Source organism: Fundicoccus sp. Sow4_D5 (assembly GCF_052116365.1).
Classification (GTDB): domain Bacteria; phylum Bacillota; class Bacilli; order Lactobacillales; family Aerococcaceae; genus Fundicoccus.
Genome location: NZ_JBQKLF010000004.1, coordinates 114,277 through 127,748, shown reverse-complemented (window position 1 = coordinate 127,748; position 13,472 = coordinate 114,277). Strand labels below are relative to the sequence as shown.

Here is a 13,472-nt window from a genome sequence, read left to right as displayed (position 1 = left end):
GGGAGCAGTTCATGCACTAGTTTTCGGGGGCTCTTTTTTTCTATAAAGATTAGCGGTTTCTCAAACGTAAAGCGTTCAGTAAAACAGAAACCGAACTTAAACTCATCGCGACCGCTGCGAACATTGGACTAAGTAGTGGGCCACCAAATAAATGAAGCACACCCATGGCGATTGGAATTCCAATCACATTATACCCAAAGGCCCAGAACAAATTTTGCTTAATGTTGCGAATTGTTGCATGACTCAAGTTAATGGCTTCCACCACATCGGTCAATTGGTTTTTCATCAAGACTGTATCAGCCGATTCAATCGCAATGTCTGTTCCAGAACCAATGGCCATCCCAATATCGGCTTGGGCTAGAGCAGGCGCATCATTAATCCCATCACCAACCATAATGACATGCTTGCCTTCTGCTTGTAGTTTCTTGACCATATCAGCCTTATCTTCCGGCAGAACCTCACTCATGACACGGCTGACACCAACTAATTCGCCAATCTTCTCAGCTGTCTTGCGATTATCACCAGTAATCATAATGACTTCTAAGCCCATCTTCTGCATTTGTTTAATCGCTTCGGCACTTTCTGATTTAACTGGATCGGACACCGAAATGACACCAGCTAATTGATCATCAACTGCAATAAACATCGGTGTTTTCGCCTCATTGGCTAGACGGTCCGCTGCTAGCATTAATTCTTTATTTTCCGGCAAGTCAGCCATCAGTCTTTGGTTTCCTATTTTGATAGTATGAGTATCGATTTTGGCTTCAATCCCTTGACCGGTGATACTGTTAAAGTAATCTACCTCGGGTAAGGTCAGACCTTTCTCCTCGGTCGCGTAACGGACAATCGCTTCACCTAATGGATGTTCCGAAGCAGATTCAGCCGCCGCAATCCATGCTAATAATTGAGCATCGTCTTGACCATCGGCTAACACAAAGTCGGTTACAGTCGGTTGACCTTCCGTAATCGTCCCGGTTTTATCCAACAAGACCGCATTAGCGTGGTGAATGCCTTCTAAAGCCGTTCCACTTTTAATTAAAATCCCTTTTTGCGCACCATTACCGGTCCCGACCATAATCGCTGTCGGAGTCGCCAAGCCCAAAGCACATGGACAGGCAATAATCAGAATACTGATGAAAATTGTCAGCGCAAATTCAATCGGCTGACCCATCACGAAGTACCAGAACAAACCAGACACAATCGCCAAGCCCATCACAATCGGCACGAAGTAACCTGAAATCACATCAGCCATCTTCGCAATCGGCGCCTTGGTTCCTTGTGCTTCTTGAACCATTCGGACAATTTGCGACAACATCGTATCTTGACCAATTTTCGTCACTTGGTAAGTAAAAGCACCTGTCTTATTAATACTCGCACCCGTCACCGAATCGCCGACCGTTTTTTCAACGGGTAAACTTTCCCCAGTTAACATCGACTCATCAATATTTGAATGCCCCTGTGTAATCTCACCATCGACCGGCAAACTTTCCCCAGGACGTACTTGGATTAAATCGCCGACTTGAATCATCTCAACAGCGACCAATTCAACAGATCCGTCTTCCTTAACACGGCGCGCTTGGCTTGGTGTTAAATCCATCAAGGCTTTAATTGCTGCCGACGTTTGACCTTTAGCACGTTCTTCCAAGTAACTACCGACATTCATTAAAGTTAAAATCACTGCTGCTGATTCGAAATATAAATCAGGATGACCAACTGGAATGTAACGTTGGGTCACTAATAAGAAAGTCATCACTAAACCTTGAACAAAAGCGGCCGTTGTCCCGACCGCAACGAGAGAATCCATATTAGGATGTCCCCCGAATAAGAGCTTGAAGCCACGTTGATACATCGCACGTGCCAACCACACAACCGGTAGCGTTAAGGCTAACTGGAGGAGCGCGTTAATGCCTGGTTGATGATGTGCATCAATCAAAGCCGGCACAGGCAGCCCAATCATCGGGCCCATCGTTAGAATAAAGAGTGGAATCGTAAAGACTGCCATCCAAATCACGCGTTGACGCATCTCTTTTAAACGAGTCTCTTTTTTAGCTTGATCAATCTCATATTGTTCTTGGGCTGATAAAGACAGCGACGCTTGATAGCCTGCCTTTTTCACAGCATCAAACACTGACTGTGCATCTGCTGATTCACTCCAATCAACACTCAACGTTTCAGTTGCCAAATTGACTCCAGCTTGTTTGACTGCTGGTAACTTAGCCACCGCTTTTTCAACATTGGCCGCACATGACGCACAAGTCATCCCATCAATCGAGAAGTTCTGATGCAAGCGGTCATGACTTAAAGCCGCCGCATCATGTTCAATAATCAACTGATAGCCGGCTTTTTTAACGACTGCTTGTAAATCAGCCACCGACAATAAAGTATCATCAAAGGACACTTGTGCTTTCTCGGTTGCTAAATTGACTGACGCTTCCTCAACACCCTCAGTCCTATTCAAACTTCTTTCCACATTGGCCGCACACGAAGCACAGGTCATGCCTTCGACGGCATAGCTTACTTTAGCCAAAACGTCCACTCCCTTTCTAAATTATTTTACTAAACGATAGCCTGCTTCATCGACAACCGAACGAATCCCTTCAAAATTAGTGGCTGCTTCATCATACACCACCTCTGCCGATTGTTTGTCTAAATCAACCGTCGCCGACTCAACGCCTACCACATCATTTAATACACGAGTAACCGCATTGGCGCACCCTTGACAACTCATCCCTTCAACTGTATACAATTCTTTTTTCATTAGTTATTCCTTCTTTCAATTTAAAATTCTACTTACGCATATTGTCCGTGACCCTGCGAATGACACTGACACTGACCAGGCGCACAATCACACTTAATCTTCTCCGGCGCCGTCTTCAATTTATCCTGCAAAGTCTCCAACAAACCAAGAATCTGAGCCTGCGAAAACGTATTGCTATCCAACAAATGCTGCACAATATCCGCACGATCCAAATTACAGGTATTGACCATAATCTCATCAGTCCGCGCCAAAGTTGCATCCTCTAAAGAAATCGAACTCGAATACAAGAAGGGCGTCACGGTCGTATCCTGAGTCAACACACCTTTTTTCGTCAAACGATTCAACATCGACTTGATGGTGCCTTCCTTCCAATCAGAAAGCCCCAACATCGTATCAATAACCTGACGACTCGTCACCGCGCCCTCGGCCCATACGACTCGCATGATTTCCCACTCAGCCGCACTAATCGCAAGCTGCTTTAATTCAACCGACATCTCAAAACCTCCCTCTGGGTTACAGTTGTAACCTCGATACATTTATAGTTTACACCTGTAACCCATAAAAAGCAAGCCCTTTTCCTACAATAAGTCGCCAATCTTCTAACAAACCATACAAATCCCCCAACATTCTCCACCTCCCACGCTGACGAATGCATCAAGAAGAACCCCTGAAAGAACTCTGACAAACCGCTGATAGCCATTTATAAAAGGTACCTTGGATAATCTTTCCTCGAATTTAATTCTAATTGTTCCACTCGGAGTTTGAGTGATCACGTTAAAGTTTTAATTGTCCCACTCAAATCTCGAGTGGGACAATTAAAACTAAAAGATCACCTAATAGGTGTATTATCAGTCAGCAACCTGAACAAAATCCGGCGAAATTGGATCATTTTCGGCTGATTTTACTAAACTTAATTCTAATTGTTCCACTCGGAGTTAGAGTGGTCACGTTAAAGTTTTAATTGTCCCACTCAAATCTCGAGTGGGACAATTAAAACTAAAAGATCACCTAATAGGTGTATTATCAGTCAGCAACCTGAACAAAATCCGCCGAAATCGGACTATTTTCGGCTGATTTTACTAAACTTAATTCTAATTGTTCCACTCGGAGTTAGAGTGGTCACGTTAAAGTTTTAATTGTCCCACTCAAATCTTGAATGGGCTAATTAAACTGAACACATGAGTCACATGAGTCATATGATTCATTCGATCAATTGTGTCCCATGGTTAGTGTCATACTATCAAAGAAACTAATAACTTAATCTTGAATAGATTCTCTATCAACTAGCCTAATTCTGTACATTAATGATTGACATATAGTCACAAGGATTGGCTAGTGTTTTTTCTAATTGTTTTTTAAAACCCAACACTAAATGATGTGTTGTTAAAATGAATTTTATGTTTAAAAGCAGTCGGAACAGTGATGCGACCACAATATGTTGGGTTTCAATTGTGGTATTAGCACTATATGGTGCGTTTATTTACTTGCTTAGTCAAAGGAATCTGTTATCATTATTAAGTGAGTTATTTCTAAAGGGGCGAAGTGAAAATGTTAGTTGTGTTTATGTCTTTGACGGGTCAAACGAGAAAGTTTGTTAAAAAACTAGGCTGGCCAAGCCTGGAAATTACGCTCGACAATGCCTTTACTGAAGTTGACGAGCCTTTCATTTTCGTAGCGCCGACCTATGAAACCGAAGCGACAGATATAATCGGAGATTTTCTGGAGACAGGAGCTAATCGAAATTATCTGAAGGGTTTTGCAGGCAGTGGTAATTTGAATTTTGGAAAATTGTATTGTTTTACGGCTAAAGATTACAGCCGTGATTACAAGGTGCCTTTACTCCATTTGTTTGAGTTTCAAGGAACTCCAAATGATATTGAACAATTAAAAAAAGAGGTGGAACAACTTGGATAAACCAGTACTTGCTACTAAAGCAACTGAAGTTACTTATTTTAAATTAAACAATGAATTGAACCGACCGGTTGATAACCAGATTCCTTTACATAAAGATCGCGAGGCAGTGCGTGCCTTCTTCTTAGAACACGTCAATCCGAATACGGTATTCTTTTACACATTAGACGAGAAGATTCGCTACTTAATTGATCAAGACTACTTAGAATCCGACTTTATTGAAAAATATAATCGTACCTTTATCAAAGACTTGATTTCAAGCACTTATGACATGCGCTTTCGTTTTACATCCTTTATGTCGGCTTTCAAATTTTATACACAATATGCCTTGAAAACGAATGACGGCAAACGCTACTTGGAAAGATATGAAGATCGTATAGCCTTTACGGCACTCTTTTTAGCCGATGGCGATACACAATTAGCCACCCGTCTACGTGATGAGATGATTGCTCAAAGATATCAACCAGCTACACCAACTTTCTTAAATGCTGGCCGTAAGCGACGTGGTGAATTGGTGTCTTGCTTCTTAATTCAGTTAACTGATGATATGAACAGTATTGGTCGTGGGATTAACTCCGCCCTACAACTGTCAAGAATCGGTGGCGGGGTCGGTGTGAATTTATCGAATATTCGTGCAGCTGGTGACCCAATCAAGAAGATTGAAAATGCATCAAGCGGTGTAGTGCCGATTATGAAGTTATTAGAAGATAGTTTTAGCTACTCTAATCAACTGGGGCAAAGAAACGGTGCTGGCGCTGTTTACTTGAACGTTTTCCACCCAGATGTGGTGTCTTTCCTATCAACTAAAAAAGAAAATGCGGATGAGAAAATACGTGTGAAAACTTTATCACTAGGATTGACGGTGCCAGATAAGTTTTATGAATTAGCTGCTAAAGACGAGATGATGTATTTATTCAGTCCTTATGATGTCGAGCGTATTTACGGCAAGCCATTTTCTTATGTTGATATTACCAAGGAATACGATCAATTAGTCAATAATCCTGAAATTCGCAAGTCGAAGATATCTGCACGCGAATTAGAAAATGAAATTAGTAAGCTACAACAGGAGTCGGGATATCCTTATATCATCAATATCGATACGGCCAATCGTGAAAATCCGATTGACGGCACAATTACGATGAGTAACTTATGTTCGGAAATTCTACAAGTCCAAGAGCCTTCACTGCTGAATAATGCCCAAGAATATGAAGTTTTAGGAACCGATATTAGCTGTAACCTTGGTTCAACGAATATACCTAATATGGTTCAATCACCAGATTTTGCGGCTTCTGTTGAAACAGCGGTGCGCGGCTTGACTTACGTGACAGATCATTCAAGTATTGATGCGGTTCCGACCGTCAAGAATGGTAACGACCAAGCCCATACTATTGGTTTAGGTGGCATGGGCTTACATACCTTGTTTGCGATCAACCAAATGCACTATGGTTCACCAGAATCGATTGAACTAACAGAAGCCTACTTTTATGCCTTAAATTATTACTCTCTACTCGCTAGTAACAAAATAGCGCAAGAAAGAGGACAGAGTTTTAACAACTTTGAGAATTCAGCTTATGCTTCAGGGGCATATTTTGACAAGTATGTTGAAAATCCCTTTGTGATTACTTCACCGAAAGTGGCTGAAGTGATGGCGAAAGTGGCGATGCCGACGGCCGAAGATTGGGCCGACTTGAAAGAAAAAGTACAAGCCAATGGCTTGTATCATCAAAATCGATTGGCGATTGCGCCGACAGGTTCGATTAGTTACGTCAATGAAACGAGTGCGAGTCTACATCCGATAACGCGTTTGATTGAGGAGCGTCAAGAGAAGAAAACTGGGAAAACTTACTATCCGGCGCCTCAATTGTCGAATGAGACGATTCAATATTATCAATCGGCTTACGATATTGATATGCGAAAAGTAATCGATGTTTATGCGGCGGCACAAAAGCATATTGATCAAGGAATGTCGCTGACATTATTCATGCGCTCGGAAATTCCAGAAGGCATGTATGAATGGAAGGATGGTCGTACGAATAAAATGACGACGCGTGATCTGAATATACTGCGTCATTACGCTTGGAAGAAGGGCATTAAATCAATTTATTATGTCCGTACCTTCACAGATGATGGCGATGAAGTGGGCAGTAACGCTTGCGAAAGTTGTTCAATTTAAAAGAAGAGGTGTCAAAATGAGCTTAGAAAAGACCTTAGCGAAGGCTGGCTATAATGCCATCAACTGGAACGAAATTGAGGACATGATTGATAAGTTGACTTGGGAAAAGTTGACCGAGCAGTTCTGGCTGGATACGCGCATTCCTCTGTCGAATGACTTGGATGACTGGCGTACACTGACGGCTGCTGAAAAAGACATGTTAGCGAAAGTATTTGGCGGTTTAACGCTGCTAGACACGCTACAATCCGAAGATGCGATTGAGCGCTTGCGCTTGTCGACGCGGACACAACATGAAGAAGCGGTTTTAAATAATATTCAATTTATGGAATCGGTGCACGCGAAAAGTTACTCATCGATCTTCAGTACCTTGAATACTAAAGCCGAAATTGAACAAATTTTTAACTGGACGAATACTAACGAAGTGATTCAATACAAGGCTTTAAAAATCAATGACATTTACCAAAACGGAAGCGATTTGCAGGCCAAAGCAGCTAGCGTTTTATTGGAATCCTTCCTATTCTACTCAGGCTTCTTCGCGCCTTTGTACTTTTTAGGTAATAATAAATTGCCTAACGTGGCTGAAATTATCAAGTTAATCATTCGTGACGAGTCGGTCCATGGGACTTACATCGGCTACAAATTCCAAATCGGCTTTGACAAGCTGCCGGAAGACGAGCAAGCAGAATTGAAAAACTGGGTGTATGAAGTCTTGTTCGACTTATACCAGAATGAAAGCAAATTTACTCAAATGTTATATGACGGCGTTGGCTGGACGGAAAAAGTCAAAGTCTTTATCCGCTACAATGCGAACAAGGCCTTGCAGAACCTTGGCTTTGATCCACTGTTTCCTGATACTGCTGACGATGTCGATCCAATCGTGATGAACGGAATTTCAACCGGCACCAGCAACCACGACTTCTTCTCTCAAGTGGGGAATGGTTATTTACTGGGTGCGGTCGAAGCCATGTCAGACGACGACTATACTAGGTGGCTATAATAAAATTGCTCAGTGCTCAACCAGCACTGGGCTTTTTTTCTTGCCAAAATATGACCGCCAGTCAGCTGGCGAAGGAAGACTCGCGGTCACCAATGCATAACCTTACGTTCGTTGTTTCAATTCCACGAGACTCACCAATTTTCTTCACTAAAATCCTAAAAGCAAAAGGTGACCTTCACTCTTAGCTCAAAAGGATTAAAGATATCTGTTCGCTTTTATATAATCATCAAGACACTTACATAGGCTGGCGTTAGGACAAGGCTCACAGTGCGACCAGGACAATCCTCACAACAGCAAGCGGACCAAGTCGTCAGCCTAGCTATCAGACCTTAGTCTGAACTTTGGAGTAATTACTTTATCTGTCGTAGTAAACGTGTTACAATTACTACAACAGATGGAGTAAAAGACAATTGGATGAAAAGAGGTGGCGGGTTGATATCAAGTGATGTCATGCGTGGCTTTCATGATTTGCTGATATTAAGTTTATTAGCGGAAGGCGATAGTTATGCTTACGAGATTGGGAAAGAAATTAAATTACGAGCGGCACAGATGTATCAATTGAAAGAAACCACACTCTATTCTGCCTTTGCTCGGCTTGAAAAAAATGGATGGATTTCTTCATATGATACTCAAGAAACCCACGGTAGAAAACGGGTAAACTACACCATCACTTCCGCCGGACGCCAAGAGTTCAAACGTCGCAAGGAAGAATGGTCACTAATAAAAAGCTTGATGACACAATTCATCTAAAAACAGGAGGCAAGAAAATGGAAGTTTTCAATACTTATTTAAATAATATATTTGCAGCTTACCAGGAAACCGAACAAGCTCTTAGACTCAAAGAATCGCTATTAATGACCATGGAAGAAAAATATCGTGACTTGACATTGGAAGGCTTGTCCCATGATGCGGCAGTCGGAAAAGTCATGAGCGAATTTGGAACGATTGATGAACTGGCGGACGAATTAGTATTGAAAGAGCGAACGACTGAGGATAAATTAAGCGCCAAAGACGAAGAAATAATCGAAGAATATCAACTGTTTATGAAAGATTATTCGATGAAGTTCGCGGCAACGATAGCATTATTAATCTTGCCATTAGTCATTACCATTGTGTTACGTCAATGGGGCGGAGGAATCGTAGCGGGAATCGGTTTTTTAGTCAGCGGCGCCATCGCACTCTTTTTCTTCCTATCACTGATCAATCAACACGAATATTACATGAAATATTTCAGGTCACGGGAACTACTTCAATTTTTAGACCCTGGGGAAGCCGAAAAAATATTAAAAGACAAAGCCCCTCGTCACAATAGAAATGATAATCTTTGGGCAAAAATTAGAAGCAACATTTGGCTCGTCGCAGTCGCAATTTATTTAGTAGCCGGCACATTTTTCAATATGTGGGGGACCGCATGGGTTATCTTCCCAATCGTAACAGCGCTTTTAGCTTTCGACTAAGGGCTATCAATTCAATTAAGTATTGATTTTTTGTATAATGAAGTTAGGACTGAGACATAAACACACTTGTGACTCATTAGGGAGAAAAAGAAAGAAGGAAGATTCATGAATATGAAAAATTTCCGTCTAACATCAGTTGCTTCAGTCATTTACATGGTGCTTGGTGTTCTATTTAATTGGTGGGGAACTGCTTGGGTAATTATCCCTGTAGCGGCTGTCATTGACCAATATTTAGTACGCGACACACAATAAAACTAGAAAATGATACAGCGCTGGAGCTAGAATGCTTTGGGGCTGTATTTTGTACAGATAAGGGCTTTTAATCGTGTTTAAAAAGCGGTCTGTGTATAATAAAAGTATGACTATGGACTAAGAAGGAGAGTGAAAGAGATGTATAAGAAACTAATGATGCTGATGTTAGCTACTGTTGCATTAGTGGGGTGTGGCACTGACTCAACGAGTTATCAAGAGACACAACCTTATGTACGTGAAGCTGAGCAAATGGCGATGGATTCGTCTACGGAACAAACGCAGACTGGTCAAGAAACAACCGATACTCAAGCGTTGATTTATACAGCAAGTGTCGAGTTACAGACAATTACTTATGAAGAAACGAAAGCGGCTTTGTTGGAGGCAATCGAATCTGGAACAGCGCAAGTACAGTTCCAAGACGAATATACGCAAACCTACTATGATAACCGAACAAGTTCTCAAAGTGATGAGCGTTTATATACCTTATCCTTGACCTTAAGAATTCCGCAAGATGATTTCGAACCGTTTTTAGAAACATTAACGAATGGTGAAATCGGAGAGTTATTAAGCACATCACGTGGCTCACAAGATGTCACGATGTCAATTCGTGATTTAGATATTCGTTTAGAATCCATCAATGCTCGAGTAGAGCGGTTAAATGAATTATTAGATGAAGCTCAGAATATCTCAGATATTATTGAAATTCAAAACAGTCTAGATGCGGCAATTTTAGAACGCGATCAATTATTAGCTGAACAACAACATCTAAACGATCAAGTCAGCCGTTCGACCATCACTGTGACCTTAAGAGAAGTGTTGGAATTAGAAGAAGGAGGCAGCCAGCGTTCATTCTGGGATGACCTTGTCAGAGCATTTGCTCAAACAGGCTACCGTGCGATTGATGTTTTACAGCAAGGGATTTTATCGCTAATTTTCATACTGCCTTACTTATTGTTTATCGTGATTTTTTACTTGATTTACCGTTATATTATCAAACCTGTTTTTAAAGCGGTCGGTTTACGTAATCCATTCAAGCGAAAAAACAAGAAAAAAGCAATAGACGAAGAGGTTCACACTAACGATAAACTGAACTAATATCTTTCATTACAAATGAATAGTAGTATTGGGCTTTAAAGATTTTTGAAAAAGGTGTAAGATAGAAGTGAAGTTAATAAGTTTATGGAGGAATACACACAATGGATATGTTTACAAGTTTGTCGCAAAAGATTGAAGGCAAAGGCTTAAAAATTGCTTTTCCTGAAGCAAATGACCGTCGAGTTCTAGGTGCGGCAATTCGTCTTAAGACTGATGATTTAGTGGAGCCAATTCTAATAGGTAATCCAACTGAAATTAAAGAATTAGCGGATGCTAACAACTGGCTAATTGATCAATTAACGATTTATAATCCAGAAGAATATGATCAATTTGACGACATGGTAGCTTCATTCGTTGAACGTCGTAAAGGTAAAGCAACTGAAGAGCAAGCACGCCAAATGTTGAAAGACAAAGCTTACTTTGGTACAATGTTAGTTCACATGGACATTGCAGATGGTATGGTGTGTGGTGCTGTTTACGCAACGGGTGATACAGTAAGACCAGCTTTACAAATTATTAAAACTAAACCAGGTGTATCACGTACAAGTGGTGCATTCATCATGGTTCCACCTCAAAGAGATGGCCAAAAATTAGTATTCTCTGACTGTGCGATTAACATCAAACCTGATGCTCAAGCATTAGCTGAAATCGCAGTAGAAAGTGCTAAGACAGCTGAGTTATTTGATATTGAACCACGTGTTGCTTTATTAAGTTTCTCTTCTCATGGTTCAGGAAGTTCAGAAGATGTTGACCGTGTGGTTGAAGCAACGCGCATTGCGAAAGAATTAGCTCCAGAATACGAAATTGACGGTGAATTACAATTTGACGCTGCATACTCAGAAGTTGTAGCAAGACAAAAAGTGCCAAACTCAACAGTAGCAGGACGCGCAACAGTTTATGTATTCCCAGAAATCCAATCAGGTAACCTTGGTTACAAGATTGCACAACGCTTAGGTAACTACCAAGCAGTTGGACCAATCTTACAAGGTTTAAACAAACCAGTTTCTGACTTGTCTCGTGGTTGTGTGGAAGAAGACGTTTATAACGTTACAATCATTACAGCGAACCAAGCAATCCAAGCTTAATCAGTTTTATATTCCTATTAAAAACAGCCAGCCTCATTTATGAGTGCTGGCTGTTTTTGTAATTTGGCATCAAATAAAGGAAAGGGGATATATATTGCTGTAAGCTTGTCTGAGTATAGGTTCCAAATGTTAATTTTAACAATTTAATATAGTCAACGTGTTGACTCACGAGTCGATCCGGCAGGTTAAACCAGATTATTATTAACACTCGAGGCAATTAAATCACAAGGAAGTACTGGTTATATTCATTTCACTAACCCCATCAAGTCCATCAAGTTTACCCATGGGTTAAATAAGGACATTTACAAGCAAAAGACCAAAATAAAAAAGAAATCCTACTGAACTGTAGGGACCCCCTGAACAACCAGCAAGCACAAGTCCATTCCAATAAAAAAAAGACCTTCCGGAGAAGGTCAAAAGCGAGCAATGATAAGGATTATTCTGTATCTTCGATGACTTCAACTTGTTCTTCAGCTGCTTCGTCTTCAACAGTTACATCTTCTTCGACAACTTCATCGTCGGCCGGAATAATTGTAATTGGAATTTGATCGATTGTTCCGAAATACCATTTAATATCGTCACCTTCAACTAAAGTTTGAGAAACTACTCCCATTTCAGCCATTTGGTCATTTAATAAGTATACCCAAGTTTCGCCGGTTTCGTAATCGTTAGTAATGCCATCGATAACATCAATTACGCCGTCTTCTTCATTAAATGTGAACTCTAAACCTTCAGCAGCTTCCATTGCGCCAAGTACATTCATACCATCTTCAAACGGAACTGAAAATTCACCTAAAGTCTCTTCAGTACCAGAAACTACAAGCGACAAAGTAATAGCTGTTTCGTCAGCGTCCTCAGATTCTTCAACAGATTCTGTTTCTTCTACAGATTCACTTTCACTTGTTTCGCTTTCTGTAGATTCAGAAACTGATTCCGTAGTTTCTTCAACAGACGAAGTCTCTTCTACCGCAGAACTTTCTGTATTTGGCTCTTCTGCTTCATTCCCACAAGCAACTAGAATAGTTGCTAATAATGGAAGTGTAATTAATTTTAAAAATTTCTTCATGCATGTCGACCTCCAATCGATTCTATGTTATAAAGTTAGCAATAAATCGGCTAAAAGTCAAATGATTAGCAGTCTTGACACAATTTTAATATAATGATTATATAGTAAAATGTGCGATTTACCCGCACAAATGAAATTGACATGAAGGAGGAAAAAACCGTGAAGCTTTTATCGGTTAATTCTTCACAGGAAACCCAATATTTGGCAGCAGAACTAGCAAAAGTATTGCAACCAGGCACGGTTGTATTATTGGATGGACCTCTAGGTAGTGGGAAGACTACATTTACCCAAGGTTTGGGAAAAGCGTTGGGTATTAGACGTGCAATAAAAAGCCCAACTTATACCATTGTGAAGGAATACTCAATCGAAGGGGATAAGCCCTTGGAATTGATACATATAGATGCTTACCGTTTAGAAACCGGAGGCGCAGATTCAATTGATTTACATAGTTATTTAAGACCAGATACCGTTGTTTTCATCGAATGGTCAGAATATATTGCAGACTATTTACCAGAAACTTTTATCAAAATAGGATTTGTACCGCAGAATGAGTTGACCGCGCGACAAATTGAAATCACCGTACACGGAGAAAAAGAAGCCAAGAAATATGAACAGTTAGTGGCAGAGTGGATGAAAAATTGGGAAAGGAATGAATCGGAAAATGTATTCGTATAGGGA

Annotated in this window: 13 protein-coding genes; 9 read left to right on the top strand and 4 right to left on the bottom strand. The window is 40.8% G+C overall.

Annotation, left to right across the window (positions count from 1 at the left end; genetic code table 11):
- Positions 1–49: 49 nt before the first annotated feature.
- From ACTQ45_RS06850 to ACTQ45_RS06840, 3 genes are read right to left on the bottom strand one after another with little or no spacing between them, the layout of a single operon-like run.
- The gene (locus tag ACTQ45_RS06850; protein WP_441763314.1) at positions 50–2,527 is read right to left on the bottom strand and encodes a heavy metal translocating P-type ATPase; all 2,478 of its coding nucleotides are present in this window, start codon (positions 2,525–2,527) and stop codon (positions 50–52) included.
- A gap of 21 nt (positions 2,528–2,548) precedes the next feature.
- Complete coding sequence (locus ACTQ45_RS06845) at positions 2,549–2,758, bottom strand: heavy-metal-associated domain-containing protein (RefSeq protein ID WP_441753363.1); 210 nt, start codon at positions 2,756–2,758, stop codon at positions 2,549–2,551.
- Positions 2,759–2,790: 32 nt separating this feature from the next.
- Complete coding sequence (locus ACTQ45_RS06840; protein WP_441763313.1) at positions 2,791–3,252, bottom strand: BlaI/MecI/CopY family transcriptional regulator; 462 nt, start codon at positions 3,250–3,252, stop codon at positions 2,791–2,793.
- Between the two features lie 1,054 nt (positions 3,253–4,306).
- Here ACTQ45_RS06840 and nrdI point away from each other — a divergent pair.
- The 8 genes from nrdI (at position 4,307) to pta (ending at position 11,728) form a co-directional block, all read left to right on the top strand.
- Positions 4,307–4,672 (top strand): class Ib ribonucleoside-diphosphate reductase assembly flavoprotein NrdI, encoded by a 366-nt coding sequence (nrdI, locus tag ACTQ45_RS06835; protein ID WP_441753713.1) that lies wholly within the window; start codon positions 4,307–4,309, stop codon positions 4,670–4,672.
- The gene (gene nrdE / locus ACTQ45_RS06830) at positions 4,665–6,842 is read left to right on the top strand and encodes a class 1b ribonucleoside-diphosphate reductase subunit alpha (protein WP_441753712.1); all 2,178 of its coding nucleotides are present in this window, start codon (positions 4,665–4,667) and stop codon (positions 6,840–6,842) included. Before nrdI ends, nrdE begins: the two co-directional genes overlap by 8 nt.
- A gap of 16 nt (positions 6,843–6,858) precedes the next feature.
- The gene (gene nrdF, locus ACTQ45_RS06825; RefSeq protein ID WP_441753710.1) at positions 6,859–7,839 is read left to right on the top strand and encodes a class 1b ribonucleoside-diphosphate reductase subunit beta; all 981 of its coding nucleotides are present in this window, start codon (positions 6,859–6,861) and stop codon (positions 7,837–7,839) included.
- Positions 7,840–8,271: 432 nt separating this feature from the next.
- Complete coding sequence (locus tag ACTQ45_RS06820; RefSeq protein ID WP_441753708.1) at positions 8,272–8,589, top strand: PadR family transcriptional regulator; 318 nt, start codon at positions 8,272–8,274, stop codon at positions 8,587–8,589.
- A 17-nt stretch (positions 8,590–8,606) separates the two neighbouring features.
- The gene (locus tag ACTQ45_RS06815) at positions 8,607–9,296 is read left to right on the top strand and encodes a permease prefix domain 1-containing protein (protein WP_441753706.1); all 690 of its coding nucleotides are present in this window, start codon (positions 8,607–8,609) and stop codon (positions 9,294–9,296) included.
- A 105-nt stretch (positions 9,297–9,401) separates the two neighbouring features.
- Entirely contained in the window at positions 9,402–9,548 is a 147-nt protein-coding gene (locus ACTQ45_RS06810) for a hypothetical protein (protein WP_153831162.1), read from the top strand.
- Positions 9,549–9,686: 138 nt separating this feature from the next.
- Positions 9,687–10,643, top strand: a complete 957-nt coding sequence (locus ACTQ45_RS06805; RefSeq protein ID WP_441763312.1) for a DUF4349 domain-containing protein — start codon at positions 9,687–9,689, stop codon at positions 10,641–10,643.
- Between the two features lie 101 nt (positions 10,644–10,744).
- Positions 10,745–11,728, top strand: coding sequence for a phosphate acetyltransferase (pta, locus tag ACTQ45_RS06800; RefSeq protein WP_441753702.1), 984 nt, complete (start codon positions 10,745–10,747; stop codon positions 11,726–11,728).
- A 436-nt stretch (positions 11,729–12,164) separates the two neighbouring features.
- On the opposite strand, the gene ACTQ45_RS06795 is transcribed toward pta, so the two are convergent.
- On the bottom strand, positions 12,165–12,794 hold the full coding sequence (locus ACTQ45_RS06795) for a DUF4430 domain-containing protein (protein WP_441763311.1): 630 nt from the start codon (positions 12,792–12,794) through the stop codon (positions 12,165–12,167).
- A 159-nt stretch (positions 12,795–12,953) separates the two neighbouring features.
- Between ACTQ45_RS06795 and tsaE the strand changes: the two genes are divergently transcribed.
- Entirely contained in the window at positions 12,954–13,469 is a 516-nt protein-coding gene (tsaE, locus tag ACTQ45_RS06790) for a tRNA (adenosine(37)-N6)-threonylcarbamoyltransferase complex ATPase subunit type 1 TsaE (RefSeq protein ID WP_441763310.1), read from the top strand.
- Positions 13,470–13,472: the final 3 nt, after the last annotated feature.

Coding starts and splice junctions, on each gene's coding strand:
- ACTQ45_RS06845 (WP_441753363.1), bottom strand. CDS start 2,758: ATGAAAAAAGAATTGTATACAGTTGAAGGGATGAGTTGTCAAGGGTGC.
- ACTQ45_RS06840 (WP_441763313.1), bottom strand. CDS start 3,252: ATGTCGGTTGAATTAAAGCAGCTTGCGATTAGTGCGGCTGAGTGGGAA.
- nrdI (WP_441753713.1), top strand. CDS start 4,307: ATGTTAGTTGTGTTTATGTCTTTGACGGGTCAAACGAGAAAGTTTGTT.
- nrdF (WP_441753710.1), top strand. CDS start 6,859: ATGAGCTTAGAAAAGACCTTAGCGAAGGCTGGCTATAATGCCATCAAC.
- ACTQ45_RS06815 (WP_441753706.1), top strand. CDS start 8,607: ATGGAAGTTTTCAATACTTATTTAAATAATATATTTGCAGCTTACCAG.
- ACTQ45_RS06810 (WP_153831162.1), top strand. CDS start 9,402: ATGAATATGAAAAATTTCCGTCTAACATCAGTTGCTTCAGTCATTTAC.
- ACTQ45_RS06805 (WP_441763312.1), top strand. CDS start 9,687: ATGTATAAGAAACTAATGATGCTGATGTTAGCTACTGTTGCATTAGTG.
- pta (WP_441753702.1), top strand. CDS start 10,745: ATGGATATGTTTACAAGTTTGTCGCAAAAGATTGAAGGCAAAGGCTTA.
- ACTQ45_RS06795 (WP_441763311.1), bottom strand. CDS start 12,794: ATGAAGAAATTTTTAAAATTAATTACACTTCCATTATTAGCAACTATT.